The following is a 26,695-nucleotide window of genomic DNA, read 5'->3' as shown; positions in this document are numbered from 1 at the left end:
AAAGCCTTTAACGCTCGCTAAAGGCTTTCGCAAACTCCTGCACCTTATCCCAATCGGTAAATTCATAGGTACCCGAGGTATCTGTGGGGCCCTTAGTGATCCACATGATGAAACGGATCATGAACTTATCGAAGAAACGGTACTTGGGATAATCGATCTTACCCGCAAAGACACCCAGCTGCTGAGGCTGCCACAGCGACAGCTGCAGAAATTTCTTCATGTAAGGGTTAGTCTCGGGTGTATTCTTCTCCGGCTTTCTCGCCACCACGTTCACGGTAAAGAAGGCGTTCTTCTTGCCGTTTAATACGGCTCTGTGGCGATTCACGTACTGGAACAGCTCGGGTCTGTGTTTGCCGTAACGAATGCTTGCCCCTATGATGACCTTGTCAAAATAGGAGAGATTGACCGACTGGGCCTCTTCCAGGCTGACCATGGTCACCAGCTGGGTATCCGACTTGCACTGCTCGGCAATCTGATCACAGATGGCTTTCGTCTGACCGTCTACGGTCGAATAGATAATTAGGGTACGACTCATTAATTCTTCCAAAAAGTCGGTGTAAACAACACCAATAAGGTAAACACTTCCAATCGGCCGAATAGCATGGCCACCACCAACACCCACTTCTCGCCATCGCCAATGCTGGCATAGTTACTGGCCACCTCACCCAACCCCGGCCCCAGGTTATTCAAACAGGCCGCCGTCGCGCTGAAGGCGGTGATATTATCCATGCCCAGCGCCATCAGGATCAACATACAAACCACAAAAACGAGGGCGTAAGCAGAGAAGAAGCCCCATACCGCATCTATGATGCGATCCGGCAGCGCCTTGCCATTGATACGGATGGAAAACATGCCCCTTGGGTGCACCAGGCGTTTGAGTTCTCGGGAGCCCTGCAGCAACAGCAAGATCATCCGCATCACCTTGATGCCACCCGCAGTCGAGCCACCGCAGCCACCGATGAAGCTGGAGAAGATCAGCAGCATAGGCAAAAACAGCGGCCACATGTGGAAGCTTTCGGTACCGAAACCGGCCGTGGTAGAGATAGAGACCGCCTGGAACAGTGCGAAGTCGAAGGTCTCCTCGGCGCTGTCATAGATGCCGGTATGGTAGAGGGTTGCGAAACAGATCAGCGTCAGCGCCAGCTGGATCACGATAAGCGCCTTAAACTCGGCGTCTCTCAGGTAGACCTTGAGGTTGATGCCGCGACGGGTAAAGGCGGCGAAGTGCAGGCTGAAGTTCAGCGCCGCAATCAACAGAAACACCACACACACCATGTTGATCGCCGTGCTATCGAAGTAGCCCATGCTGGCGTCATGGGTAGAGAAGCCGCCGATGGCGATGGTAGAAAACGAGTGACAGATGGCATCGAACACATCCATGCCGGCGACCCAGTAGGCGAAGGCACAGGCGATGGTCAGCGCCAGATAGATATACCAAAGCGCCTTGGCCGTCTCGGCGATTCGCGGCGTCATCTTACTGTCTTTCACCGGCCCTGGGATCTCCGCCCGGTAGAGCTGCATCCCCCCAATCCCGAGCACGGGGAGGATGGCTACCGCCAAGACGATGATTCCCATACCGCCGAGCCACTGCAATAGGTGGCGATAGAAGAGGATCGCCTTGGGCAGGCTATCGAGCCCCACCAGCACGGTCGCCCCTGTAGTGGTGAGCGCCGAGAAGGACTCGAAGAAGCTGTCGGTGAGCGAGAGGTCTGGCTGACTGGAGAAGATAAAAGGCACGGCACCTATGGAGCCCAACACGCCCCAGAAAAGCACCACCAGCATGAAGCCCTCGCGGGTGCGCAGGTCCTTCTTGTGACGTCTGTTGGGATACCAGAGCACGAAGCCGAGTAACAAGCTGAGGAAGAAGGCCTGCAGAAAGGCGGTGCCTCCGCCATCTTTATAGATCACGGCAACCAGCGCTGGCGGCAGAAGCGACAAAGAAAACAGCCCCATGAGTAGGCCTGTAATTCTTATAATGGTTCTATATTGCATTAGGGCGTTTTTATTATTCCGTTTGCGAAGACGCACTGGCGCATTCTCGCATAGTTTATCCCGGCAGTTGTATAAAATTTATCGGCGCTTTGTGACCCAAGGCAAAAAGCCCTTTGCGAACATGTTAGCCCGCGCTCGCTTCCCCTTGGGCATCAGTCAGAAAACTCCGCCTTGAGGCGTCCCTGACTCAGGGTCGCCAGCTCCTGATTGAAACGGCTCTGAGTCGCCTTGGGCATCTCGAAACTCAGGCTCACCCTGTCGGTAAACACCTTGTCGACAACCAGCCCCTCACAGAGCTCGAGAAAGTGTTCCACATCTTTGAGCTGATGATAATCGCACGCCAGCCTTCCAGGATAACGGATCTGCTTTATCTCGGTCTCCAGCTGCGCCAGCCCCTGTTTGATGCCAGAGCTGTAGGCACGCACTAGGCCGCCGACACCTAACTTAGTGCCGCCAAAATAGCGCACCACGACGGCGCCTATCTCGCCTATCTCGGCACCCTGCAGGCTTGCCAGCATGGGACGCCCGGCGCTGCCGGACGGCTCACCATCATCGCTACTGCCCATGGCCACATTATTGTCCGGCGCTCCGGCGATGAAGGCGTAGCAATAGTGATTCGCCCCCGGATACTCCGCCTTAATGTTAGTAAGCGCACACTTCAGTGCATCTTCCGATGGGCAGTGAAATAGAAAAGAGATAAAGCGGCTATGCTTTATCTCTTCTTCTATGGTGATCGGCTTGGCCGGAATGGGATAACTCTCGCTCAAAAACGCCTTACCTGTTAACCGTGCAGACCCAGATCGCGAGTCATATTTTCGTTATGATCGCTATGGACGATCACATTGTCTTCGATACGAATGCCACCGAAGGGGCGCACCTGATCCACCATCTGCCAGTTAACCCAATCGGCGCGACCATCCTGTTTCAGTTCATTGAGCAGGCTGTCGATGATGTAAAGCCCAGGCTCTATGGTCAGCACTTGGTTCGCGGCCAGGGTGCGAGTACAACGCAGGAAAGGATGCGCCTCCGGCGGTGCGATGTGGGTGCCGCGCTCGTCGTGGAGGAAGCCGCCCATATCATGCACCTGCAGGCCCAACATATGCCCCAGACCATGGGGGAAGAAGGCGCTGGTGATCCCCTGCTCTATCAGTCCCTGTGGATCGCCCTGCACCAGTTTGAAGTCCAGCAGCAGCTGCGCTAGCTTCTGGTGCGTCGCCAGATGCAGATCCACATACTTCACGCCCGGACGCATCATCTCTATGATGGCCAGCTGTAGCTTGTCCATGGCGGCAATCAGGTCGCCGAACAGGTTCTTCTCGAAGGCATAGGTACGGGTAATGTCCGAGGCATAGCCATGGAAGCTACCACCAGCATCGATAAGGAAGGAGAGTCGCTGCTTGGGCGACACATGCTCCAGCGCCGTGTAGTGCAGAATCGCGGCGTTTTGATTCAACGCGATGATGTTGCCATAGGGCACATCGTTCTCGCCCATATCGGTCGCAGCCAGGTAGGCTTGCTGGATCTCAAACTCGCTCGCCCCCGCATAGAAGGCACTCTTTGCCGCCACATGACCACGCACACCAATCTCACTCGCCCGGCGCATGCAGGCCAACTCATAGGCTGTCTTGCTGGCCCTGTGATAATGCAGGTAGCTCATTACCGCCTCGGGGTTACGGCTACCAAAGCCCAGCACATCGGCGACATCCAGATGCTCGCCAATATAGGCCCACTCCTGCAAATTACCCGGCAGCAGATCCGCCACCTTGTCGGCCTTGGTCAGCACCTTGATCTCTATCTCGGTCGTCCAAAAATCCTCTGGCAGATCGGCGACCTTATGCCAGAAATCTACCGGACGATAGAAGATGAGCTGCGGCTTATCACGACCATTGACGATCAGCCAGCAGTGGGGATTATCGATAACCGGAAGCCAGGCCTTGAAGTGCGGATTAACTTTAAAGGGGTAATCCAGATCATCGAGAAACTGACGATGGGGCTGACCCGAATGAATCACTAAGCCGGCCAACTGCTCTCTTGCGGTGATCTCGGCGACACGCCGGTTCAGTTCAATAATATGGGCGGGATAGAGGGTGGCTAAGTTTTCCATAATAAGCTTCCTGTTATTCTTCTGTGGCCCTGGTTTCACCCATTCTTTTGGCTGAAATGCGCTATCCCAAGGCCCTATTTTTAGCACAGAGACTATGATCTAGTGAGTCTAACATAAGGACAAAAATCCCCCTAACCGAACAAAATTAAACAAGTGTTTAAATTGGGTGTTGAAATTTATCTGATTTAGACGCACACTGAGCAGCAACTGGTCAAATGATGGCCTGCTGTAAGATAGAGATTTTTACCCACGCTATAAGATTCTAATAGTGGGTGGCGCTCTTTAAGCAATAAGGAAGCAAGCAATGATCTACCAAAGTCCTACGATTCAAGTGGAATTACTTGAAGACAATATCGCTCGGCTCTGTTTTAACGCCGAGGGCTCAGTCAATAAGTTTGATCGAGAGACCCTCAACTCCCTTAACGACGCACTCGATGCCCTAGCACAAACCCAAGGGGTTAAGGGCCTGATGCTCACCTCGGGCAAAGATGCCTTTATCGTAGGCGCCGACATCACAGAATTTCTGGGACTTTTTGCACAAGACGACAGCGTGCTGCAGGGCTGGCTGGAAGACGCCAACAAGGTGTTTAACAAGCTCGAAGATCTGCCCTTCCCAACTATCTCGGCCATCAAGGGCTTCGCCCTGGGCGGCGGTTGCGAAACTATCCTAGCCACTGACTTACGTATCGCCGACACCTCGGCGCGTATCGGCCTGCCAGAAACTAAGCTGGGCATCATCCCTGGCTTTGGCGGTACCGTGCGTCTACCTCGCGTGATAGGTGCCGACAACGCACTTGAGTGGATCACCACAGGTAAGGATCAACGCCCAGAAGCCGCCCTCAAGGTTGGTGCCATCGACGCCGTAGTTGCTCCAGAATTGCTGGAAACGGCGGCACGCCAGATGCTGCAAGATGCCATCAGCGAGAAGATTGACTGGCAAGCCCGTCGTCAGCGCAAGCTGTCACCGCTGACCCTACCTAAGCTGGAAGCCATGATGTCATTTGCCACCGCCAAGGGCATGGTATTCAAGGTTGCCGGTAAACACTATCCTGCACCTATGGCTGTTGTCGAGGTGATCGAGAAGGCCGCCTTGAGCGAGCGCGCCGAGGCTCTTCAGGTAGAACATCAGGCCTTCATCAAGCTGGCCAAGACAGACGTAGCCAAGGCGCTTATCGGTATCTTCCTTAACGACCAACTAGTTAAAGGCAAGGCCAAGAAAGCAGCCAAACAGGCACAAGCGGTTAACTCCGCCGCCGTGCTGGGCGCAGGCATCATGGGTGGCGGTATCGCCTACCAGAGCGCCAGCAAGGGCACGCCTATCGTGATGAAAGATATCAATCAGGCGGCACTGGAGCTTGGCCTCAACGAGGCAGCCAAGCTGCTCACGGCGCAGATCAATCGTGGTCGCTCGACGCCAGCTAAGATGGCGGGCGTACTCAACAACATCACGGCAACTCTGGACTACAACGCACTAAAGCAAGCCGATGTCGTGGTCGAAGCCGTGGTGGAACATCCTAAGGTGAAGGCGACCGTACTGGCAGAAGTCGAGCAGGTCGTGGGCGAAGATGCCATCATCACCTCTAACACCTCCACCATCTCAATCAATCTGCTGGCCAAGAGCCTGCAGAAACCAGAGCGCTTCTGTGGCATGCACTTCTTCAACCCGGTACACAAGATGCCATTGGTTGAGGTCATTCGCGGCGAGCATAGCTCTGAAGAGACAGTTGCCTCTGTCGTAGCTTACGCCGCCAAGATGGGCAAGACGCCTATCGTGGTCAACGACTGCCCAGGCTTCTTCGTTAACCGTGTACTCTTCCCCTACTTCGCCGGCTTCAGCGGCCTACTAGAAGATGGCGCCGACTTTGCGGCCATCGACAAGGTGATGGAGAAGCAGTTCGGTTGGCCTATGGGCCCCGCCTACCTACTTGACGTAGTTGGTCTGGACACAGGTCATCACGCCCAGGCCGTTATGGCCGAAGGCTTCCCTGACAGAATGGCGAAAGAAGGCAAAGACGCCATCGACGTCATGTTTGAGGCCGAACGTTTCGGTCAGAAGAATGGCAAAGGCTTCTACCAATATTCGGTGGATCGTCGCGGCAAGCCGAAGAAAGAGGTCGACCCGCTCAGCTATGAGTTACTGGGCAACGCCTTCGGTGAGCAGAAGGAGTTCAGCAGCGACGAGATCATCGCCCGCACCATGATCCCTATGATCATAGAAACGGTTCGTTGTCTGGAAGAAGGTATCATAGCCACGCCGGCCGAAGCCGATATGGGACTCGTTTATGGACTCGGTTTCCCTCCATTCAGAGGAGGTGTGTTCCGCTACCTGGACACCTTAGGTGTCGCTAACTTCGTCGCCCTTGCCGACCAGTACGCCCACCTGGGTGGCCTGTATCAGGTAACCGAGAAGATGCGTGAACTGGCTGCCACCAACGGCAGTTACTACCCAGCCTAATCACCCGGAAGGAATAGAATAATGAAACAAGCAGTTATTGTAGATTGCATCCGTACTCCCATGGGCCGCTCTAAGGCTGGGGTATTCAGAAACGTGCGCGCCGAGTCGCTCTCTGCCGAGCTGATGAAGGCCCTCTTAGTTCGCAATCCTCAACTCGATCCTAATACTATTGAAGACGTAATCTGGGGTTGTGTGCAGCAGACGCTGGAACAGGGCTTCAACATCGCACGTAACGCGGCGCTACTAGCCGGCATTCCGAAACAGGCCGGGGCGGTGACGGTAAACCGTCTGTGTGGCTCTTCCATGGAAGCCATTCATCAGGCCGCTCGCGCCATCATGACAGGCATGGGCGATACCTTTATCGTCGGCGGTGTCGAACACATGGGCCACGTGCCTATGAACCATGGGGTCGACTTCCACCCAGGCCTGGCTACCAATGTCGCTAAGGCCTCTGGCATGATGGGCCTCACCGCCGAGATGCTGGGCAAGATGCACGGCATCACACGCCAACAGCAAGATGAGTTTGCGGTACGTTCACACCAACGTGCCCACGCGGCAACGGTCGAAGGCCGCTTTGCCAACGAGATCCATGCTATCGAGGGTCACGATGCCAACGGCGCACTGATCAAGGTTATGCATGACGAGGTGATTCGTCCCGAGACTTCTCTGGAGTCGCTGGCGACCCTGCGTCCGGTATTCGACCCAGCCAACGGTACTGTCACCGCGGGAACCTCTTCGGCACTGTCTGACGGCGCCTCGGCCATGTTGGTCATGGAAGAGGAGAAAGCCAAGGCCTTAGGTCTGCCAATCCGCGCACGTATCCGCTCTATGGCGGTTGCTGGTTGTGACGCCGCAATCATGGGCTATGGTCCAGTACCAGCCACCCAGAAAGCGTTGCAACGCGCAGGCCTCACCATGAACGACATCGACCTTATCGAGCTCAACGAGGCCTTCGCCGCGCAGTCGCTGCCATGTGTGAAAGACCTTGGCTTGATGGATCTGGTGGATGAGAAGGTGAATCTCAACGGCGGCGCTATCGCCCTGGGTCATCCACTGGGCTGCTCGGGCGCACGTATCTCGACCACGCTGATCAACCTGATGGAAAGCAAAGATGCGACCCTAGGTCTGGCGACCATGTGTATCGGTCTGGGTCAAGGCATAGCAACCGTATTCGAACGCGCCTAACGCGTCCATTACCGTTTTGCCTAAGTAAAGGAGCGACCCAGTCGCTCCTTTTTTGTTTCACGTGAAACACCAAGACCACACTTTCCTCAGCAGGCCTTATACGCCTCAAGCGACTAATACCAATCACAGTAAGTAGATGGTCAGAAATAGCGCTGGGAAAACGCGTGAGAACAAGGCAGGATTTTTAGATAAGTAGTTATTCTACAATCAAAAACACTAACGCCGTTATCGCGCATTTTAACAAGCTAGAATGAACAGCTATTTACTACGATTGGTATAAGATAGTTTCTGGCTTTAACTTCCTAACCACTGCTGTAATATCAACATCAGGCGCATGAATTAAGATGGGGTGATATGGAAATAATTCGGTTAATCGACAAGCCAGAGGCCATAGGCCAAGTGGCCACCTGGTATCATGAGGAATGGGGTCACCTGGGGCCGAATCGCAGCCAGGCAGAGTTGATCCACACCCTGAGCCAATATCTGCAATTGGCGGGCATTCCCCAACTCTGGCTAGCCCTGCATAACAATGTTCCCGTCGGCGCCATCCAACTCAGGTATCAGGAAAACCCTCAATATCCTGCCGATAGCGTCTGGCTCGGTGGCATCTTTGTAAGCCCCTCTCATCGAGGTCTAGGCATAGCTAAAGCGTTAATTGCCGTTGCCGAACAATATGCCTTAGCCTTCGATGCAGACGGCCTCTATCTGCAAACCGAAGCCAAAAACCTCGCCCTCTATCACAGCCTAGGCTGGCAGCTTGTCGCTACACTTCCCTACTCAGACCTATTGGTCAGCGTGATGCGTAAACCCTTAGAAAGAGAGAATCATGACACCCGCAACTAAGATGCTCGATAAGGCCAAGATCCCCTATCGTCTCCACGAATATCAACACGACGCCAATGCCGGCGCCTATGGCCTGGAGGCGGCAGAGAAACTTCAGCTGCCGCTGGACTGGGTATTTAAGACCCTGGTCGCCGAACTCGATAACGGCACCTTAGTGGTCGCCATCATCCCGGTAGACAAGAAGCTCAACCTGAAACAACTGGCGAAGACGGCGAAAGCCAAGAAGGCTGCCATGGCCGCGCCAGAAAAGGTGCAGCGCAGCACAGGATATGTGTTAGGTGGCGTTAGCCCTATTGGGCAGAAGAAACGACTTACCACCTTTATCGACGAGAGCGCCCAGCAGCTAGCGCAAATCTATGTCAGTGGTGGACGCCGCGGCCTGGATATCGAGCTCACCCCAACGGCTCTACAAGATGTTACTCAGGCGCGTTTCGCCTCTCTGGTATAATCCAGTGTGTTTCACGTGAAACGTCCTTTATAGGATCACAAATCCAGGGGGCGCGACTTGGCTTAAACGCCCGGCTAGCGTAATATTAGCCCCCTCGATTTTATCCGGTCTCACTTCAATTAAGGTTTACGATATGAGCGACCCTTTTGCACAAGCACAACACCAACTCGACGCCCTGGGACTACGTTGTCCCGAGCCTGTGATGATGGTGCGAAAATCGGTGCGCAAGATGAACGAGGGAGAGACCCTGCTAATCATCGCCGACGACCCGGCGACCACACGTGACATTCCCAGCTTCTGTGAATTTATGGATCACACCCTGATCGCCAGCCAGACCGAGTCGACACCTTACCAATATCTGATTAAGAAGGGTCTCTAACCCAACTCAAGTTCCCCGATTAAGGCAGTCGCTCATGCTCTTCTGCCTTAATCGACCCGCACCTTCCCCAGCGCCTATGCGCACTCGGCCCCCAGCCGATTCCCCTTGCCAGCGGTTCGAGTCACGGTTTACACTGAGATTCGGCATTCAAAAGGATTGATAGAAATGGCAAGTTTACAAGGCATTAGCTACAAGGTGGTCAAAGGTGGGCCCATGCTGGAAACCTCGGCGGCGCTCGTCACCACCAGCACAGGGGTTGCACAAGATGTATTTGGAAAGCCAGGTAAACGTCAGGTCACCCTACTGTCGGCGCAGCAATGGCTCGCCGCCTGCGAGACTCTCGATACCGAACTTCCCTGGACCACCCGCAGAGCCAACTTACTCATAGATGGCATCAGCTTCAGCGAAAAAGATCTCGGCAAGGTGATTCACGTAGGCGCCTTACAACTGGAGATCACAGGTGAAACCGATCCCTGCAAGAAGATGGAGATGGCCTATGCAGGACTCGAAGCAGCTCTGCGACCAGACTGGCGCGGCGGCGTCACTTGTCGCGTACTCAACGATGCCGAGATCAGCATTGGCGATAGCGTACAGTTAGCCAAATAGCTCAGTTTTATATCCTCTACAGGCAGCTACCTAGGCTGCCTTTATGCTTTCAACCCGATTCACTCCCGGTTGCACAACTTAAGCAGCTAGATAATACCGACTTAGCCATCCCTTGATATATTCATCAAGGCGTTCAGCCTATCTAACTTAAGCCCAATTTAAGCCGCCCAGGCTATCCTCACCATTCACCAAATGTCACAGAATTTAGGTTTTACTGTTATCGAATTTGTGCGATAACTAGTGCTGATTGTATACAACTACCTCTCTGTAGCCACTCAAAGGCGCCCAACCAAGGATAATAATGAAACTGGGAACTCCTATGCTAAAACAAAAATTAACGCCCCTATGCACGGCAATTGCCCTCACACTTGCCCTGCCGACCTGGGCGGCAGACAAAGATGCGCCTCCGGCCTGGCAGGTTAATGCACCGGCCAAGGCACCGCTGGAACAGGTGAAGATAGATGTCACCGAAGGCACCTGGATGAATGTCAGCGTCAGCCCAGACGGCAAACAGATAGTGTTCGACCTGCTGGGTGATATCTATCAGATGCCCATCGAAGGCGGCGAAGCTAAGCCCCTGGCCCAAGGTATCGCCTGGCAGATGCAACCCGTCTATAGCCCGGATGGCAAATACATCGCCTTCACCTCAGATGAAGATGGCGGCGACAATATTTGGGTGATGAACGCCGACGGCACAGATCCCCGCCCTGTCACTAAGGAAACCTTCCGCCTGCTCAATAGCCCGGCATGGAGCCCAGATTCTCAATATCTCATCGGCCGTAAACACTTTACCGGCAGCCGCAGCCTGGGGGCAGGCGAAGTCTGGCTATATCACGTTGCCGGCGGTACAGGCGTTAAGCTGACAGAGCGCCCCAACGAGCAGAAAGACCTGGGGGAACCAGCCTATTCACCAGATGGCCGCTACGTCTACTTCAGCCAGGATGCCACACCGGGTAAGACCTTCCATTACTCCAAGGACTCGGTAAAAGGCATCTATAAGATCAAACGCTACGACACCCAGACCGGTGACATAGAGGTATTGGTCGAAGGCACTGGCGGCGCGATTCGCCCAACCCCGAGCCCGGATGGCACTAAACTCGCCTACATCAAGCGTGATGGTTTCCAATCTACCCTCTACCTATTGGATCTAAAGTCTGGCAAGAAGACCAAGCTCTACGACAAGCTAGATCGTGACATGCAGGAAACCTGGGCCATCCATGGCGTCTACCCTACCATGAGCTGGACAGCCGACAACCAGGAGTTAGTCTTCTGGGCGGGCGGTAAGATCAATCACCTGGACGTCGAGAGCAAGTCGGTCAAAGAGATCCCCTTCAAGGTGAAAACTGAACTGGCGGTACAGCCATCGGTGCGCTTCAAACAGAATATCGACCAAGATAGCTTCGACGTGAAGATGCTGCGCATGGCGCAGGTATCACCGGACGGCGACAAGGTGGTATATGAGGCCCTAGGTAAACTCTGGGTTAAGCGTCTGCCCGAGGGTAAGGTCAGCCGCCTAACGGACTTGGACAACCAGGTCAGAGAACTCTATCCTCAGTGGTCTCGCGACGGTAAGAAGATTGTCTTCACCACCTGGGACGACGACCAACAGGGTAGTGTTCGTGTCATCAACGCCAGAGGCGGTCGTAGCAAGACATTGACCCAGGAGCCGGGCAAATATGTAGAGCCCACCTTCTCGCCCGATGGCGAACTCGTGGTTTACCGTAAGATCAAAGGCGGCTATATCACGCCACGCACCTGGTCACAGGAGCCCGGCCTCTATGTGGTCGACATCAAGGGCAAAGAGAGCCACAAGATAACACCCGATGGATTTCAACCCCAGTTTGGTGCCGACAGCGACCGTGTTTATTTCATGGATCATGGCGAGACGCCTCAACTCGCCTCGATCAACCTGCATGGCTTCCAGAAACGGGTGCACTACACCAGCAAGCATGCCACCGAATTCAGGGTCTCTCCAGACGGCAAGCAACTGGCCTTCGCCGAGCGTTTCAAGGTCTGGGTAACCCCATTTGCAAAGCATGGCGAGACCATAGAGATAGGTCCTAAGGCCGATAATCTCCCTGTGACTCAGCTCAGCGTGCGCGCCGGTGAAAGCATTAGCTGGAACGGCGACAGCGACCAGCTCTACTGGACCCTAGGCCCAGAGTTGTACCAGATGGATGTCGACGCCGACTATAAGAGTGATGAAAAGGCTGTAGCCATCGAACCAAAGATCACTCAGATTGGCTTCGAGAAGAAGGCTGATGTTCCACGTGGAACCATAGCCTTCGTCGGCGGCCGAGTGATCACCATGGAAGATGACAAGGTGATCGAAAACGGTGTGGTGATCGTCGAGAATAACAAGATCATCGCTGTCGGCGACGCCAGCACCCAAGTGCCAAAGGGTGCACAGGTTATCGACATCAAGGGCAAGAGCATAATGCCTGGCCTGTTCGATGCCCACGCCCACGGCGCTCAGGGCGAGAATGAGATCATTCCACAGCAGAACTGGGAGCTCTACGCTAATCTGGCGCTTGGGGTAACCAGTATTCACGACCCTTCAAACGACACCACGGAGATCTTCGCCGCCTCAGAGCAGCAGAAGGCCGGTAATATCGTCGGGCCGAGAATCTTCTCTACCGGGACGATTCTCTACGGTGCCAACATGCCAGGCTATACTTCGCACATCGACTCGCTGGACGACGCCAAGTTCCATCTGGAGCGCCTCAAGAAGGTGGGCGCCTTCAGCGTGAAGAGCTATAACCAGCCAAGGCGCAACCAGCGTCAACAGGTAATTGCCGCGGCGAGAGAACTCGAGATGATGGTGGTACCGGAAGGTGGCAGCCTGCTGCAGCATAACCTGACCATGATCGCCGATGGCCACACCACGGTAGAGCATTCGCTGCCCGCCGCAGCCATCTACAGCGACATCAAGCAATTCTGGAGTCAAACAGAGGTTCACTACACGCCGACACTGGTCGTCGCCTACGGTGGTATCTCGGGCGAGAACTATTGGTACGATAAGACAGACGTCTGGGCTCACCCTCGCCTGTCTAAGTATGTGCCGAGTGATCTGCTGCAGGCCCGCTCTATGCGTCGCCCCACCGCGCCCGATGCTCACTATAACCACTTCAACGTTGCCAGAGTCGCCAACGAGCTCAACGAGCTGGGAGTGAAACCCAACATTGGTGCCCACGGTCAACGCGAAGGCTTAGCCGCTCATTGGGAGATGTGGATGTTTGCCCAGGGTGGCATGAGCAACATGGAGGTGCTGAAGACGGCAACCATCAACCCGGCGGAAACCTTCGGCATGGATCATCAACTCGGTTCGATCAAGACAGGTAAGCTTGCCGACCTGATCGTTATCGACGGCAATCCCCTTGAGAATATCCGTGTCACAGATAAGGTGAGTTACACCATGGTCAACGGTAAGCTGTTCGATGCCGAGTCGATGAATCAACTCAATGGTGACAAGACCAAACGTAAGCCATTTTTCTTCGAAATTTAAACGTTTTCAATTTTAAAATCTGGCAGAGATAAGCCACAAATTTTAATTTCAGAAAAATTTAAAAACAGATCAAAAATGACCTAAAAAGCAAAAAGGATGTTTCACGTGGAACATCCTTTTTTTATATCTTGCATTTACACTCGCCAGCAAATTAGCCTAAGCTAATCGACCAAAGCTCAATCTGGAAGAGCACAACCAAAAGGATGCTGGAAATGAAATTCCTAAAACTTCCCCTACTCATATTATTATCCGCCTCGGCCATCGCCTATTTGATGCTAGAGGCAGACCAAGCTCAATCAAGAGATGAGCCAAAGATTCCTATCGCTCAGCCTGACCAGGACAGGAGTACTCAAGGTCAGTCTCCGACCCAGCCCCAAACAAGCAGCAAGGTAGAAACAGAAAGCCTTATAAGTGAGAACACCGACGGCGGGAATGAGATCGATACAGATACACCCGAATCGAATGAGGTAGAGGACGACAAGCAGACCTCGGCCAAGGTGCTGGTGGCGCAAATCATTGACGCGCAGGGGGTCGTTGATGGTGAGCAGATAAAAAAGCTATTTGATAAAGACCTGGAAGCCTATGTCGATCTCATCGAGTCCCTCGACAACTATGATGCCACCAGCCAACAGCGCCAGACGGCTCTGGCGGACAGACTCACCCGTTTGCCGGAGACCATATACAGTGAAAAATATGCCTGCGGAGACAGAATCTGCGTCCTAAGCCTTACAACTGACACTATCAGCCAACAAAGTATTGATAAATTGAGTGAATTTGATAAAAATTACGCATTTATCAAGCAGACCCAACTCGACACGGGTGAGACACAGTTTCAGGCCATCTACCTACAGACAGATGACCCTTCTACCATGCGCTTTAAAGGTTACTAAGCACCTTAGTTAGACTTATCTTGGTAACAGAAACAGTCGGCGGTGTGGTCGTTGACCATGCCTACCGCCTGCATGAAGGCATAGCAGATAGTCGGGCCGACAAAATTAAACCCAAGCTTTTTCAATGCCTTTGACATGGCTTCCGACTCGGGGGTCTGTGCAGGCAGCTGATCCAGCCGTTGAAAATGATTCAGCTTGGGCTGGCCGTCGACGAAACTCCAGAGAAACTCGGAGAAGTCGTTGCCCTGCTCCACGAAGGCGATGTAACCCTTGGCATTCTTGATGATGGAATTGACCTTGAGCCTGTTACGTATGATGCCGGGATTTTGTAGTAATTCCTCTACCTTTGCCTCGTCGAACTTGGCTATGACATAGGGGTCAAAATCCGCAAAGGCCGCCTCATAATTTTGCTGCTTCTTGAGTATAGTGATCCAGGATAGACCCGCCTGTTGCCCGTCGAGACAGAGCTTGGCAAACAACTCCCGACTGTCATACACGGGACGTCCCCAAACCTCGTCATGATACGCCTTATATAGCGGATCCTCGCCGACCCAGCCACAACGCTTTACATCCATGGTGTTTTTTCCTATTTTTCCGCCGTTAAGGTAAAAAATAACCTACATAAGCCTTTTTCAACAAGGTATAATCGAAACCATTTTCTATCACAAGCTGACAGTAGTAGACATGACGACGAAACATGACGTAAAAACATTCCAGGGTTTCATCTTAACCCTGCAGGAATACTGGGCGCAGCAAGGTTGCGCCATCGTTCAACCGCTGGACATGGAAGTAGGCGCGGGCACTTTCCACCCTATGACCTTCTTGCGTTCTCTTGGCCCTGAGCCGATGAGCAGCGCCTATGTTCAGCCATGTCGTCGTCCTACCGATGGTCGTTACGGTGAAAACCCTAACCGTCTGCAGCACTACTACCAGTTCCAGGTAGTACTTAAGCCGTCGCCAAGTAACATCCAGGAACTCTACCTGGGTTCTCTTGAGGCCTTAGGCGTCGACATGAATATTCATGACGTACGCTTCGTGGAAGACAACTGGGAATCCCCAACTCTGGGTGCCTGGGGACTAGGCTGGGAAGTCTGGCTAAACGGCATGGAAGTATCTCAGTTTACCTACTTCCAACAGGTAGGTGGCCTAGAGTGTAGTCCGGTTACCGGTGAGATCACCTATGGTCTAGAGCGTCTGGCCATGTATATCCAGGAAGTCGACAGCGTCTATGATCTGGTGTGGACCGACGGCCCTATGGGCAAGATCATGTACGGCGATGTGTTCCATCAAAACGAGGTTGAGCAATCTACCTATAACTTCGAACACGCCAACGTAGAAGTACTGTTCAAGCAGTTTGACGACTGCGAGAAAGCCTGTAACGAGCTGCTAGCACTCGAGACGCCACTGCCCTTGCCTGCCTATGAGCAGGTGATGAAAGCCTCTCACGCCTTCAACCTACTCGATGCCCGTCATGCTATTTCGGTCACCGAGCGTCAGCGCTATATCCTGCGCGTGCGCACCATGGCCAAGTCAGTGGCTGAGTCCTATTACCAAGCCCGTGAAGCACTCGGCTTCCCAATGTGTAAGTAGAGGTATATTAAGATGAAATTTGAAAACTTACTCATTGAAGTAGGCACAGAAGAGTTACCGCCAAAATCACTGCGCACCTTAGCCGAATCTTTCCTGGCTAACTTCGAAGAAGAGCTGCAGAAGGCCGAACTTAGCTATGAGTCGGCCACCTGGTACGCGGCGCCTCGCCGTCTGGCCCTAAAGGTTAATGCCCTGGTGACCGCCCAGGCAGACAAGGTTGTCGAGAAGCGTGGCCCGGCTATCGCCCAAGCCTTCGACGCCGATGGCAACCCAACCAAGGCCGCCATGGGCTGGGCCCGCGGTAACGGCATCACGGTCGAACAGGCCGAGCGTCTTACCACAGACAAGGGCGAATGGTTGCTTCACAAGGCCAAGGTTGTCGGTGTAGAAACCAAGTCACTGGTTGCCGAGATGGCCCAGCGCGCGCTAGACAAGCTGCCAATCCCTAAGCCTATGCGTTGGGGCAGCAACAAGACCCAATTTATCCGTCCGGTACACACAGTCACCATGCTGATGGGCGACGAGCTGATCCCTGGCGAACTGCTGGGCATCGAATCGGCGCGCACCATCCGTGGCCACCGCTTCATGGGTGTCGATACTCTGGAGCTGGATCATGCCGATAACTACCTCACCGCACTGGAAACCCAGGGCAAGGTGATGGCCGACTATCAGGCGCGCATGGCCATCATCAAGGCCGATGCTCAGGCGGCAGCCGACGCCATGGGCGGCATCGCCGAGATCGATGAAGATCTACAGGAAGAAGTGACCTCACTGGTCGAGTGGCCGGTAGTGCTCACCGCCAACTTCGAAGAAAAATTCCTCGACGTACCGGCCGAAGCCCTGGTTTACACCATGAAAGGCGATCAGAAATACTTCCCGGTATTCGACAAGGAGGGCACTCTGCTGCCGCATTTCATCTTCGTATCGAATATCGAATCAAAGGATCCGGCACAGATCATCGCAGGTAACGAGAAGGTGGTTCGTCCACGTCTTGCCGATGCCGAGTTCTTCTTCGAGACCGACAAGAAGCATAGCCTGGAATCTCGTCTCGCCAGCCTGGAAACCGTAGTATTCCAGCAGCAGCTTGGTACCATTAAAGACAGAGTAGAGCGCATCTCTGCCCTCGCCGCCTTCATCGCCCAGGGTATCGGCGCCGACAACGAGCAGGCGGGCCGTGCGGGTCTACTCTCTAAGTCAGATCTCATGACCAACATGGTGATGGAATTTACCGATCTACAGGGCACCATGGGCATGCACTATGCGCGCCTGGACGGTGAAACCGAGGCGGTTGCCCTTGCCCTCGAAGAACAGTACAAGCCTAAGTTCTCAGGCGACAGCGTACCGACTCAGCCTATCTCTATCTCGGTCGCACTGGCGGAGAAACTCGATACCTTAGTGGGCATCTTCGGCATAGGTCAGGCACCAAAAGGTGCGGCGGATCCTTTCGCCCTGCGCCGCGCGGCTATCGGTATCCTGCGTATCTGTGTAGAAAACAACTTGCCACTCGACCTGGTCGATCTGGTTGCCAAGGCACAGGAGCTTCACGGTGCTAACCTGAGCAACGCCGACACCGCCGAGCAAGTACTGGAATTCCTGATGGGCCGCTTCCGCGCCTGGTACCAAGATCAAGGCATCAGCGTCGATGTGATCCTGGCGGTACTGGCACGTCGTCCAACCTCGCCAGCCGATTTTGACAGCCGCATCAAGGCAGTTACCCACTTCAGAAGCCTGGAGCAGGCCGCCGCACTGGCCGCAGCCAACAAGCGTGTGTCGAACATTCTGGCCAAGGTCGAAGGCGATATCGCCAGCGATATCGACAGCAACCTGCTACAAGAGAGCGCCGAACAGGCGCTGGCCAGCAAGCTCAATGAGTTGCAACCACAACTGGAGCCGCTGTTTGCCAACGCCGACTACCAACAGGCCTTGGCCTTGCTAGCTAGCCTGCGTGAAAGCGTCGACACCTTCTTCGAAGATGTGATGGTGATGGCCGATGACGAGGCCCTCAAGCAGAACCGTCTGGCGCTGCTGTCTAAGCTCAGAGCCCAGTTCCTGCACGCCGCCGATATCTCGCTGCTGCAATAAGTTACTGCTTAAAAACAAAAAACGCATCCTCAGGGGTGCGTTTTTTTATGTCCGGACATGCTATTGATGGCTATTGCGCCTCAAGCTCGTTAGACTCAAATGATGAGAGACAGTCATAGGTTTATCCCCTCTTTGCAGATCAATATCTATCCCCTGGGCGAGCGCGCCCTGGTACTCGATCCCTCGCCCGAGGCAACACTCTCTTGGGCCGTGCAGTCTAAGCTGTGCTGGATCGCCGAGCAGCTACGCCAGTTCCCCATAGTCGAAGAGGCTATCCCCGGCATGAACAACCTGAGCATAGTTGTCAGAGAGACTAGGCAGTTAAAGGCCATGCAGGCGAGACTGGCTGAACTGTGGCAGAGCGCACCCACCGAGACACTTGAGCACCGCACCATAGAGATCCCGGTAAGTTATGGCGGTGACGCGGGGCCGGATCTGCTCTCTGTGGCTCAGTTCCATCACCTCAGCCCAGAAGAAGTGGTCAAGCTTCACAGCCAGGCCTGCTATCAGGTGTTCTTCATCGGCTTTCAACCAGGGTTTGCATACCTCGAAGGCCTGCCCAAGCACTTACACACGCCCAGGCTGGCGACCCCCAGATTAACCATTCCCGCAGGCAGCGTTGGCATAGGCGGCGAGCAGACGGGTATCTACCCACTGACGAGCCCGGGTGGCTGGCAGATCATAGGGCAAACCCAGCTAGCACTATTCGATCCCACCAGCGATACCCCATGCCTGCTCAAGCCAGGCGACAGGGTACGGTTCATCCCTGTGGAGATAGCGCTATGATGCGGCTCGATAGGGTAAACGGCCTAGCCAGCATTCAAGACCTTGGCAGGCAGGGACAGGGGCACCTAGGCATACCAAGCGGTGGCGCCATGGATAGCTTCTCGCTGATCCTGGCCAACCGCCTGCTGGGCAATGAGGATAACGCCCCCGCCATCGAGCTCGCCAGTGGCAGCTATGAGTTCACCTTCAAGACCCCGAGCTGGGTCGCCCTGTGCGGCGCCAGCTTCGAGGCCAAGATAGATGATCGTCCCCTGTGGCACGGCTGGCGCGGCCGGGTGAACCCGGGGGAACGCCTGACGCTGAAGGGACCGAGACAAGGCGTGTGGGGCTACCTGGCAATCCTCGGCGGTATCGAGGTCCCCGAGGTTCTCGGCGGTCACGGCACCTTCCTGGCAGGACAATTCGGTGGCCATCAGGGACGACAACTCGCCTCTGGAGACAAACTAAACCTGATTTCCCATGCTGAAGCGAACTTCAGTCGTCCGGTTGGTGCTGTGCACAGGGCCAACGACGGCATACTGCGCGCCCTACCCGGGCCAGAGATGAGCCAGTTTAGCGACCAGGATCGTAAGGCCTTCTGGCACAATGTCTGGACTGTCTCGCCCCAAAACGATCGCATGGGCGCCCGGTTGACAGGCGAGTCTCTGGGCTCGGCCAAACATCTGAGTCTGCGCTCCCACGCCGTGCTGCCGGGCGTGGTGCAGGTTCCGCCGGGTGGCCAACCTATAGTGCTACAGGCCGATGCCCAGACCAGCGGCGGCTACCCGAGAATGGCCATGGTGATCGAGGCCGATCGCTGGAAACTGGCCCAGGCCAGAGCAGGCCAAGCGATCCGCTTTCAGCATGTCAGCCCCAATCAGGTAGAAGATGCTAACCTTGAATGGCAACACTATTTCTATCGCTTAGCGAGGGCTATGGATGGGAGTTAAGCCGCTAAGAATCGACCTCAACGCCGACCTCGGCGAGGGAGGTCCACAAGACGAGGCGCTGCTGACACTGGTCACCTCGGCCAATGTCGCCTGCGGCGGTCACGCCGGCGATCGCCAGAGCATGCTGACGACTGTCAAACTCGCCAAGGCGCACCATGTAAAGGTCGGGGCTCACCCCAGCTATCCCGACAGAGCCAATTTCGGCCGCCTATCTATAGCCATAGAGGCAGCACCGCTTTTTAACTCGCTATTACAACAGATTAACGCCTTAAAGGCCGTATGCGACGAGCTAGGCGTCGATCTCCACCACGTGAAGCCTCACGGTGCCCTGTACAATGATGCCGCCCAGGATCCCGCTCTAGGCGACATTCTCATTCGGGTCATAGAGGCGATCAATCCAAAGCTTAAGCTGATGATATTGGCGGGTAGCCCCTTGGTAATGCAGGCGAGGCGCGCCGGCCTTGAGGTTATCGAAGAGGCCTTCGCCGATCGCGGCTACCTCGCCGATGGTCGGCTCGCCCCCCGCTCACAGCCAGGCACGCTTATAGAAGATGCCCAGAAGGTACTCGAACAGGTTAGCTCCATAGTCGAAGAGCAGAAAGTAACGGCGGTGACGGGTGAATCGGTAAGCTGCCAGGCCACCAGCCTCTGCCTGCATGGTGACACCCCGCAGGCACTGGAGTTCGCCAAGGCAATTCACGCCAGCCTAGAGCATCAAGAGTAAAACATCCAATACTCGCTAAAGATTATTTTCTGTAGCACAGATACAAAAAAGCCCCGGAAGACCGGGGCTTTTAAAACTCGCTAGCCGTTATACGTCCAAGTTAGCCACGTTGAGGGCGTTAGACTCGATGAAGTCACGACGCGGCTCAACCTGATCACCCATCAGACAAGTAAACAGCTGGTCGGCGGCGATGGCATCTTCGATGGTCACCTTAAGCATGCGACGCGACTCAGGATCCATGGTGGTTTCCCACAGCTGCTCAGGGTTCATCTCACCCAATCCTTTGTAGCGCTGGATGTAGAGGCCACGCTTAGAGTCGTTCATCAGCCAATCCAGGGCGTCGACGAATGAAGAAATTTCCTTCATGCGCTCGCCACGCTTCACATAACCGCCCTCTTCGATCAGGCCTTCAAGCGCTTCGGCCAGGGCCGTCATACGCTGGTAGTCGCTCGACTGCAGGAAGTCGTAAGAGAACAGGTAGTGGGTATCGATACCATGCTTACGTACCGTCACCTTAGGCAGATAGACCTGACGCTCTGGGTCGAGGAAAGCCTCGGCGCTGAAGATGAAGCCACCCGATTCTGCTTCGGTCAGGGCAGCAACATAGTTGTCACACCACTGTTTCACCTTGGCCTCGTCGGCCAGGATATCGTTGCTCAAGCCAGGCTGATACAGCATGCGCTCGGTCAACATGATAGGGAAACGCTGCTCGAGACGATCGAAAATCGCTTCCACTTCGCGGTACTGATACACCAACTTCTCTAGTGGCGCGCCAGACATGGCCGGTGCGTCTTGAGACGGATGGATCTCACCACCGTCCAGTGCCAGGTTGGTCAGGTATTCGGTCAGCGCCGGATCATCTTTCAGGTACTGTTCCTGCTTACCCTTCTTCACCTTGTACAGTGGCGGCTGGGCGATAAATACATAGCCACGCTCGATAAGCTCTGGCATTTGACGGAAGAAGAAGGTCAACAGCAAGGTACGAATATGCGAGCCGTCGACGTCAGCATCTGTCATGATGACGATGTTGTGATAACGCGTCTTATCGGGATCATACTCATCGCGGCCGATACCACAGCCCAAGGCGGTGATCAGGGTCGCTACTTCCTGTGAAGAGAGCATCTTGTCGAAACGAGCCTTCTCAACGTTAAGGATCTTACCCTTAAGCGGCAGAATCGCCTGGTTCTTACGGTTACGACCCTGCTTGGCACTACCACCCGCAGAGTCACCCTCCACTATGTAAATTTCAGAAAGCGCAGGGTCTTTCTCCTGGCAATCCGCTAGCTTACCTGGCAGACCACCTAAATCTAATGCGCCCTTACGACGGGTCATCTCTCGGGCCTTACGCGCCGCTTCACGGGCACGGGCCGCATCGATGATCTTGCCGACGATCAGCTTAGCCTCGTTCGGGTTCTCCAGCAGGTAGTCACCCAACTTCTCACCCATGGTCTGCTCAACGGCCGACTTCACTTCGCTCGATACCAGCTTGTCTTTGGTCTGAGAACTGAACTTAGGATCCGGTACCTTAACCGAGATCACCGCAGTCAGACCTTCACGGGCGTCGTCACCAGTGGCAGAGGTCTTGCCTTTCTTGTTGAAGCCTTCCTTGTCCATGTAACTGTTGAGGTTACGGGTCAGGGCACTACGGAAACCGGCAAGGTGAGTACCACCATCACGCTGAGGAATGTTGTTGGTGAAACAGAAGATGTTTTCCTGGAAGCCATCGTTCCACTGCATAGCTACTTCAACTGTGATGCCGTCTTCGCGCTCCTGCACGAAGTGGAAGATCTCTTTGTTGACCGGGGTCTTGTTCAGGTTGAGGTAATCGACGAAGGCACTGATACCGCCCTCATACTTGAAGAACTCATCCTTGTTGTCGCGCTCGTCGATCAGGCGAATACCTACGCCCGAGTTTAGGAATGACAGCTCGCGAACACGCTTAGCCAGGATATCGAAGTGGAATTGTGTGTCCGAGAAGGTCTCGGCGCTTGGCCAGAAACGGATCTCTGTACCTGTGTTGGTAGCCTCGCCTATCTCGGCGATAGGCGCATCGGGCTCACCCATGGTGTAGAACTGTTCATACAGCTTGCCGTCACGGCGAATGGTCAGCTTAAGCTTCTCAGACAGGGCGTTAACCACAGAAACACCCACGCCGTGCAGACCACCAGATACTTTATAAGAGTTATCGTCGAACTTACCGCCGGCGTGCAGTACCGTCATAATAACCTGAGCCGCCGAAACCCCCTCTTCAGGGTGGATAGCAACCGGAATACCACGTCCGTCATCCTTTACCGATACCGAACCGTCGGCATGGATAGTAATGATCACGTCATTACAGTGGCCCGCTAACGCCTCATCGATAGAGTTATCGACCACTTCGAACACCATGTGATGCAGACCCGTACCGTCGTCGGTGTCACCAATATACATCCCAGGTCTCTTCCGTACCGCATCAAGGCCTTTTAGTACCTTAATACTCGAAGAATCGTAACTATTCTCTGACATATTGTTCTCTCGTCGGTTATTCAATTACCGTTACACGCCCTTGTTCCACATGGAACACCTTAACGGGTGGCGTGTTTAACGAATCCATTATTGCCGCAGGCTCGATGGCGGTGACAAAGACTTGTGCGCCCGTATCGCTTAGTTGCTGCAGCAAGAGTTGCCTGTGCCTAGCATCCAATTCCGATGGCAGATCATCCACCAGATAAATACTGTTTTTATCTATTTGTTGTTTGAGCAACTTTCCCTGTGCAATACGCAGCGCGCATACGAGCAACTTCAATTGCCCTCGGGATAGGGCATCCTGTACCGGCAAAGTCCCGACCCTTAATCTGAGGTCGGCCTTATGAGGACCACTGGCCGTGTGTCCCGCCGCTACATCTCTGGGATATTGTGCCTGCAACAGGGTCTGATAATCAGTTTTACTATCCCAGCCTCGGGTAAAGGAAACCTTAACATCAACCTGAGGTAAAAACTCTTCAATTATACCCTTAAGTCGTTCATTTAACGAGCCTACATATCGCTTTCGTATCTCAGTCACAATTTCGGCGTAGCGCACCAATTCCTTATCCCAAAACTGAATCTGTTGATAAGGAGTTTCGCTTTTAAGCATCTGATTTCTATGCTTTAAAATCCGTCTTACATTAGCCCAGGCGGTATAGAAACTCTTGTCGGTATGAAAGGCTCCCCAGTCGATAAACTGACGACGGGATTTTGGCCCCTCAAAAAGTAGCGAAAAACTCTCGGGAGTGATCACCTGAATGGGCAAAGTTTCGGCTAAGGTGGAGAGGCGTTTCACCTTTTCGCCGTTCATTTTGACCTCGGTTTCACCCGAGCGATAACGTCTAAGCCCTATCTTCGTCTCCTGCTCACCCTGCTCTAGTTGGGCAAACAGGGTCAGCTTATCCTGATCGTTCTGAATCACTCGCTGAGACAGGTGACTGCGAAAGGAGCGTCCCATCCCTAAAAAGAAGATCGCTTCGAGAATACTGGTCTTGCCGCTGCCGTTCTGACCATAGATAAGATTCAGGCCGTCACCGAGCTGCAACTGGGCACTGGCGATATTACGAAAGGAATCGATATGAAGGCGAGATAAACTCATCTAATACTCATGGCAATGGCGCTAGGGCCATCTAAGAAAATGCACGCCCTTGCGGGCGCGCATAGCTTAAGACTAGAGACGCATCGGCATCACGACGTACATAGAATCTTCTTCGACGTGATTTTCGATCAGGGCGCTGGAGTTACCATCGATCAGCGTGATGCGCACGTCATCCGATGGCAGGTTGTTGAGCACATCCAGGAGATAGCTGACGTTGAAGCCGATCTCCAGCGGTGCGTTGTCATATTCGATATCGAGGATCTCTTCCGCCTCTTCCTGCTCGGGGTTGTTGGCGGTGATCTTAATCAGATTCTGCTCCAGCTGCACGCGCACGCCGCGGAACTTCTCGTTCGAGAGAATCGAGGCACGCAGCAGCGCCTGCTTGAGGTGGTTTCGGCTGGCGATAACAATCTTGTCACCGCCCTTAGGCAACACGCGACGATAGTCGGGGAAGCGACCATCCACCAGCTTACTGGTAAACACGGCGCTCTGGGTCGTGGCACGAATGGCATTTTCACCGATAGATAGGGTCACATCCAGATCTTCACCTTCGAACAGACGCTGCAGCTCCAATACGCCTTTGCGCGGCACGATCACCTGCTTCTCAGGCAGGGAATCTTGCACCATGCGGTGACTCAAGGCCAGACGGTGACCATCGGTGGCGATGGCACGCAGCACATTGCTTTCGGTTTCCAGCAACAGACCATTCAGGTAGTAACGTACATCCTGGTTAGCCATGGAGAACTGAGTCGCATCGATCAGCGACTTCAGGGTGCCCTGCTTGAGTGTAAATTCGATGTCGGCCTGGAAGGCATCCACATTGGGATACTCTTCGGCCGGCAGGGTCGCCAGGGTAAAACGACTGCGGCCCGAGCGCAGCAATAGACGGTTGTCCTGCTGCTCTATCTTGAGTTCGACTTGATCGGGAAGGGACTTAACGATATCGAGAAATTTCTTTGCCGGTACTGTGGTGCGGCCCTCTTGAACCTCACCCTGCAGCTCTGCCTGGCCGACTAATTCGACCTCTAAATCGGTACCGGTCAACTTAAGTGAGTGACCACTTACTTCAACTAAAAGGTTTGCCAGAATAGGTAAGTTATGTCGTCTCTCCACCGCCCCACTCACGAGTTGAAGCGGCTTTAATAGGGCATCCCTATCAATTGAAAATTTCATCAGTTTCAATTTCCCAGAGTTTATGAAGATAGCGTACGGATTAAGTTAGCATAATCTTCTTTAATGTCATGACTTTCTTCACGTAGCTGGGCAATTTTGCGACAGGCGTGTAGCACTGTCGTATGATCACGGCCACCAAAGGCATCGCCAATCTCGGGCAAACTCTGGTTAGTTAACTCTTTCGACAATGCCATCGCCATCTGTCTCGGTCTGGCGACGCTACGAGAGCGGCGCTTCGACAGCATGTCGGCCATCTTGATCTTATAGTATTCAGCTACGGTTTTCTGAATGTTGTCTATAGTGACCAATTTTTCCTGCAGAGCCAAGAGATCTCTTAGGGCTTCACGCACAAAATCGATAGTGATCGGACGTCCGGTAAAGTTGGCATTGGCGATCACCCTATTCAGCGCGCCTTCCAGCTCACGAACGTTAGATCTCAGACGCTTGGCAATAAAGAAGGCCACCTCATCAGGCAGGTTGATGCCACTCTCTTGTGCCTTACGCATCAGGATCGCCACACGAGTCTCTAGCTCGGGCGGCTCGATGGCCACCGTCAGACCCCAACCGAAGCGGGACTTGAGGCGATCTTCCACCCCGTCGATCTCCTTGGGATAGCGATCTGAAGTCAGGATCACCTGATGATTGCCCTCTAGCAGGGCATTAAAGGTATGGAAGAACTCTTCCTGGGATCTGTCTTTGTTAGCAAAGAATTGAATATCATCGATAAACAGCGCATCGACGCTACGATAGTAACGTTTGAACTCTTCGATCGCGTTGTTCTGCAGCGCCTTCACCATATCCTGCACGAAGCGCTCGGAATGCATGTAGACCACCTTGGCATTCGGATTGTTCTTGATGATGCCATTACCCACGGCGTGCAGCAGGTGAGTCTTACCCAAGCCCGTACCACCATAGAGGAACAAGGGGTTATAGGCGCCGCCCGGATTTTCAGACACCTGCAAGGCGGCCGCCTTACCCAGCTGGTTAGACTTACCCTCGACGAAGTTGTCGAACTGGTAGGTGGGATTCATATTGCTTCTATGATTCGCCGTGACCGCGGGTTCGTTGCTATTAAATGACGGCTTGCTTGGGGATTTTGCCGCGGGTGCAACTGGGCTCTTGGTCGAGGCAGCCGGCGCTGCCGGTTTGCTCGCAGGGCGACTGCCGATGTCGAAACGCAGCTTAGGGGCGTCGCTACCCATCTGTTCGGTGAAGAACTGATTGATGGTATTGAGGTACTTATCTCTCACCCAATCGAGTACGAATCGATTCGGTGCATATAGCACAAGAGTTTCCCCATCCATTTCGGCTTGTAACGGTCTGATCCACATGCTGAATTGCTGAGCGGAAAGCTCGTCCTGTAGTCGTCCGATACATTGCTGCCAAAGTGAAACCGCCAC

The 26,695-nt window shown here is 54.0% G+C and carries 22 protein-coding genes; 13 read left to right on the top strand and 9 right to left on the bottom strand.

Annotated features, from left to right (window positions below; genetic code table 11):
- Positions 1-7 precede the first annotated feature (7 nt).
- The 4 genes from hemG to pepQ all read right to left on the bottom strand — a co-directional run bounded on the left by hemG (position 8) and on the right by pepQ (position 4,096).
- Complete coding sequence (gene hemG / locus K0I63_RS00110; RefSeq protein ID WP_144202301.1) at positions 8-535, bottom strand: menaquinone-dependent protoporphyrinogen IX dehydrogenase; 528 nt, start codon at positions 533-535, stop codon at positions 8-10.
- Positions 535-1,992 (bottom strand): TrkH family potassium uptake protein, encoded by a 1,458-nt coding sequence (locus tag K0I63_RS00105; protein WP_011863832.1) that lies wholly within the window; start codon positions 1,990-1,992, stop codon positions 535-537. Before K0I63_RS00105 ends, hemG begins: the two co-directional genes overlap by 1 nt.
- 152 nt (positions 1,993-2,144) lie before the next feature.
- A complete protein-coding gene (locus tag K0I63_RS00100) occupies positions 2,145-2,759 on the bottom strand; it encodes a YigZ family protein (RefSeq protein ID WP_220082163.1) in 615 nt (204 codons plus the stop codon).
- A gap of 14 nt (positions 2,760-2,773) precedes the next feature.
- Positions 2,774-4,096 carry a Xaa-Pro dipeptidase gene (gene pepQ / locus K0I63_RS00095; RefSeq protein ID WP_220082162.1) on the bottom strand — a complete coding sequence of 441 codons (1,323 nt, stop codon included), beginning with the start codon at positions 4,094-4,096 and terminating at the stop codon, positions 2,774-2,776.
- A gap of 304 nt (positions 4,097-4,400) precedes the next feature.
- Between pepQ and fadB the strand changes: the two genes are divergently transcribed.
- The 8 genes from fadB to K0I63_RS00055 all read left to right on the top strand — a co-directional run bounded on the left by fadB (position 4,401) and on the right by K0I63_RS00055 (position 14,407).
- Complete coding sequence (gene fadB, locus K0I63_RS00090; RefSeq protein WP_220082161.1) at positions 4,401-6,551, top strand: fatty acid oxidation complex subunit alpha FadB; 2,151 nt, start codon at positions 4,401-4,403, stop codon at positions 6,549-6,551.
- Positions 6,552-6,572: 21 nt separating this feature from the next.
- A complete protein-coding gene (fadA, locus tag K0I63_RS00085; protein ID WP_144202293.1) occupies positions 6,573-7,736 on the top strand; it encodes an acetyl-CoA C-acyltransferase FadA in 1,164 nt (387 codons plus the stop codon).
- 354 nt (positions 7,737-8,090) lie between these two features.
- Positions 8,091-8,579, top strand: a complete 489-nt coding sequence (locus tag K0I63_RS00080) for a GNAT family N-acetyltransferase (protein ID WP_220082160.1) — start codon at positions 8,091-8,093, stop codon at positions 8,577-8,579.
- Positions 8,563-9,027 carry a Cys-tRNA(Pro) deacylase gene (gene ybaK, locus K0I63_RS00075; protein ID WP_220082159.1) on the top strand — a complete coding sequence of 155 codons (465 nt, stop codon included), beginning with the start codon at positions 8,563-8,565 and terminating at the stop codon, positions 9,025-9,027. Before K0I63_RS00080 ends, ybaK begins: the two co-directional genes overlap by 17 nt.
- Positions 9,028-9,160: 133 nt before the next feature.
- Positions 9,161-9,406, top strand: coding sequence for a sulfurtransferase TusA (gene tusA, locus K0I63_RS00070; protein WP_011863825.1), 246 nt, complete (start codon positions 9,161-9,163; stop codon positions 9,404-9,406).
- Positions 9,407-9,571: 165 nt separating this feature from the next.
- A complete protein-coding gene (locus K0I63_RS00065; protein ID WP_220082158.1) occupies positions 9,572-10,012 on the top strand; it encodes an MOSC domain-containing protein in 441 nt (146 codons plus the stop codon).
- 319 nt (positions 10,013-10,331) lie between these two features.
- On the top strand, positions 10,332-13,517 hold the full coding sequence (locus K0I63_RS00060) for an amidohydrolase family protein (RefSeq protein WP_220083344.1): 3,186 nt from the start codon (positions 10,332-10,334) through the stop codon (positions 13,515-13,517).
- A 212-nt stretch (positions 13,518-13,729) separates the two neighbouring features.
- Positions 13,730-14,407 (top strand): hypothetical protein, encoded by a 678-nt coding sequence (locus K0I63_RS00055; protein ID WP_220082157.1) that lies wholly within the window; start codon positions 13,730-13,732, stop codon positions 14,405-14,407.
- A gap of 5 nt (positions 14,408-14,412) precedes the next feature.
- Here the strand turns inward: K0I63_RS00055 and K0I63_RS00050 are convergent, their stop codons facing one another.
- Entirely contained in the window at positions 14,413-14,982 is a 570-nt protein-coding gene (locus K0I63_RS00050) for a DNA-3-methyladenine glycosylase I (RefSeq protein WP_220082156.1), read from the bottom strand.
- Between the two features lie 109 nt (positions 14,983-15,091).
- On the opposite strand from K0I63_RS00050, the gene glyQ reads away from it, so the two are divergent.
- From glyQ to pxpA, 5 genes are all read left to right on the top strand, one after another.
- Complete coding sequence (glyQ, locus tag K0I63_RS00045; protein ID WP_011863820.1) at positions 15,092-15,997, top strand: glycine--tRNA ligase subunit alpha; 906 nt, start codon at positions 15,092-15,094, stop codon at positions 15,995-15,997.
- 12 nt (positions 15,998-16,009) lie between these two features.
- Positions 16,010-18,079, top strand: coding sequence for a glycine--tRNA ligase subunit beta (glyS, locus tag K0I63_RS00040; protein WP_220082155.1), 2,070 nt, complete (start codon positions 16,010-16,012; stop codon positions 18,077-18,079).
- Positions 18,080-18,178: 99 nt separating this feature from the next.
- Positions 18,179-18,865: a 5-oxoprolinase subunit PxpB gene (pxpB, locus tag K0I63_RS00035; RefSeq protein ID WP_220082154.1), complete on the top strand. Its 687-nt coding sequence runs from the start codon at positions 18,179-18,181 to the stop codon at positions 18,863-18,865.
- Positions 18,862-19,794, top strand: coding sequence for a 5-oxoprolinase subunit C family protein (locus tag K0I63_RS00030; RefSeq protein ID WP_220082153.1), 933 nt, complete (start codon positions 18,862-18,864; stop codon positions 19,792-19,794). The genes pxpB and K0I63_RS00030 overlap by 4 nt, the downstream gene beginning before the upstream one ends.
- Positions 19,784-20,518, top strand: a complete 735-nt coding sequence (pxpA, locus tag K0I63_RS00025; protein WP_220082152.1) for a 5-oxoprolinase subunit PxpA — start codon at positions 19,784-19,786, stop codon at positions 20,516-20,518. Before K0I63_RS00030 ends, pxpA begins: the two co-directional genes overlap by 11 nt.
- Positions 20,519-20,605: 87 nt before the next feature.
- Here the strand turns inward: pxpA and gyrB are convergent, their stop codons facing one another.
- The 4 genes from gyrB to dnaA form a co-directional block, all read right to left on the bottom strand.
- A complete protein-coding gene (gyrB, locus tag K0I63_RS00020; protein ID WP_220082151.1) occupies positions 20,606-23,023 on the bottom strand; it encodes a DNA topoisomerase (ATP-hydrolyzing) subunit B in 2,418 nt (805 codons plus the stop codon).
- A gap of 16 nt (positions 23,024-23,039) precedes the next feature.
- Positions 23,040-24,122: a DNA replication/repair protein RecF gene (recF, locus tag K0I63_RS00015; RefSeq protein WP_220082150.1), complete on the bottom strand. Its 1,083-nt coding sequence runs from the start codon at positions 24,120-24,122 to the stop codon at positions 23,040-23,042.
- A gap of 72 nt (positions 24,123-24,194) precedes the next feature.
- Positions 24,195-25,295: a DNA polymerase III subunit beta gene (gene dnaN, locus K0I63_RS00010; RefSeq protein ID WP_220082149.1), complete on the bottom strand. Its 1,101-nt coding sequence runs from the start codon at positions 25,293-25,295 to the stop codon at positions 24,195-24,197.
- 20 nt (positions 25,296-25,315) lie between these two features.
- Complete coding sequence (dnaA, locus tag K0I63_RS00005; RefSeq protein WP_220082148.1) at positions 25,316-26,695, bottom strand: chromosomal replication initiator protein DnaA; 1,380 nt, start codon at positions 26,693-26,695, stop codon at positions 25,316-25,318.

The organism is Shewanella rhizosphaerae (assembly GCF_019457655.1).
In the GTDB taxonomy this organism is placed as follows: Bacteria; Pseudomonadota; Gammaproteobacteria; order Enterobacterales; family Shewanellaceae; genus Shewanella; species Shewanella loihica.
The sequence above is the reverse complement of the archived record's forward strand: the minus strand, read 5'-3'. Positions and strand labels throughout refer to the sequence as shown.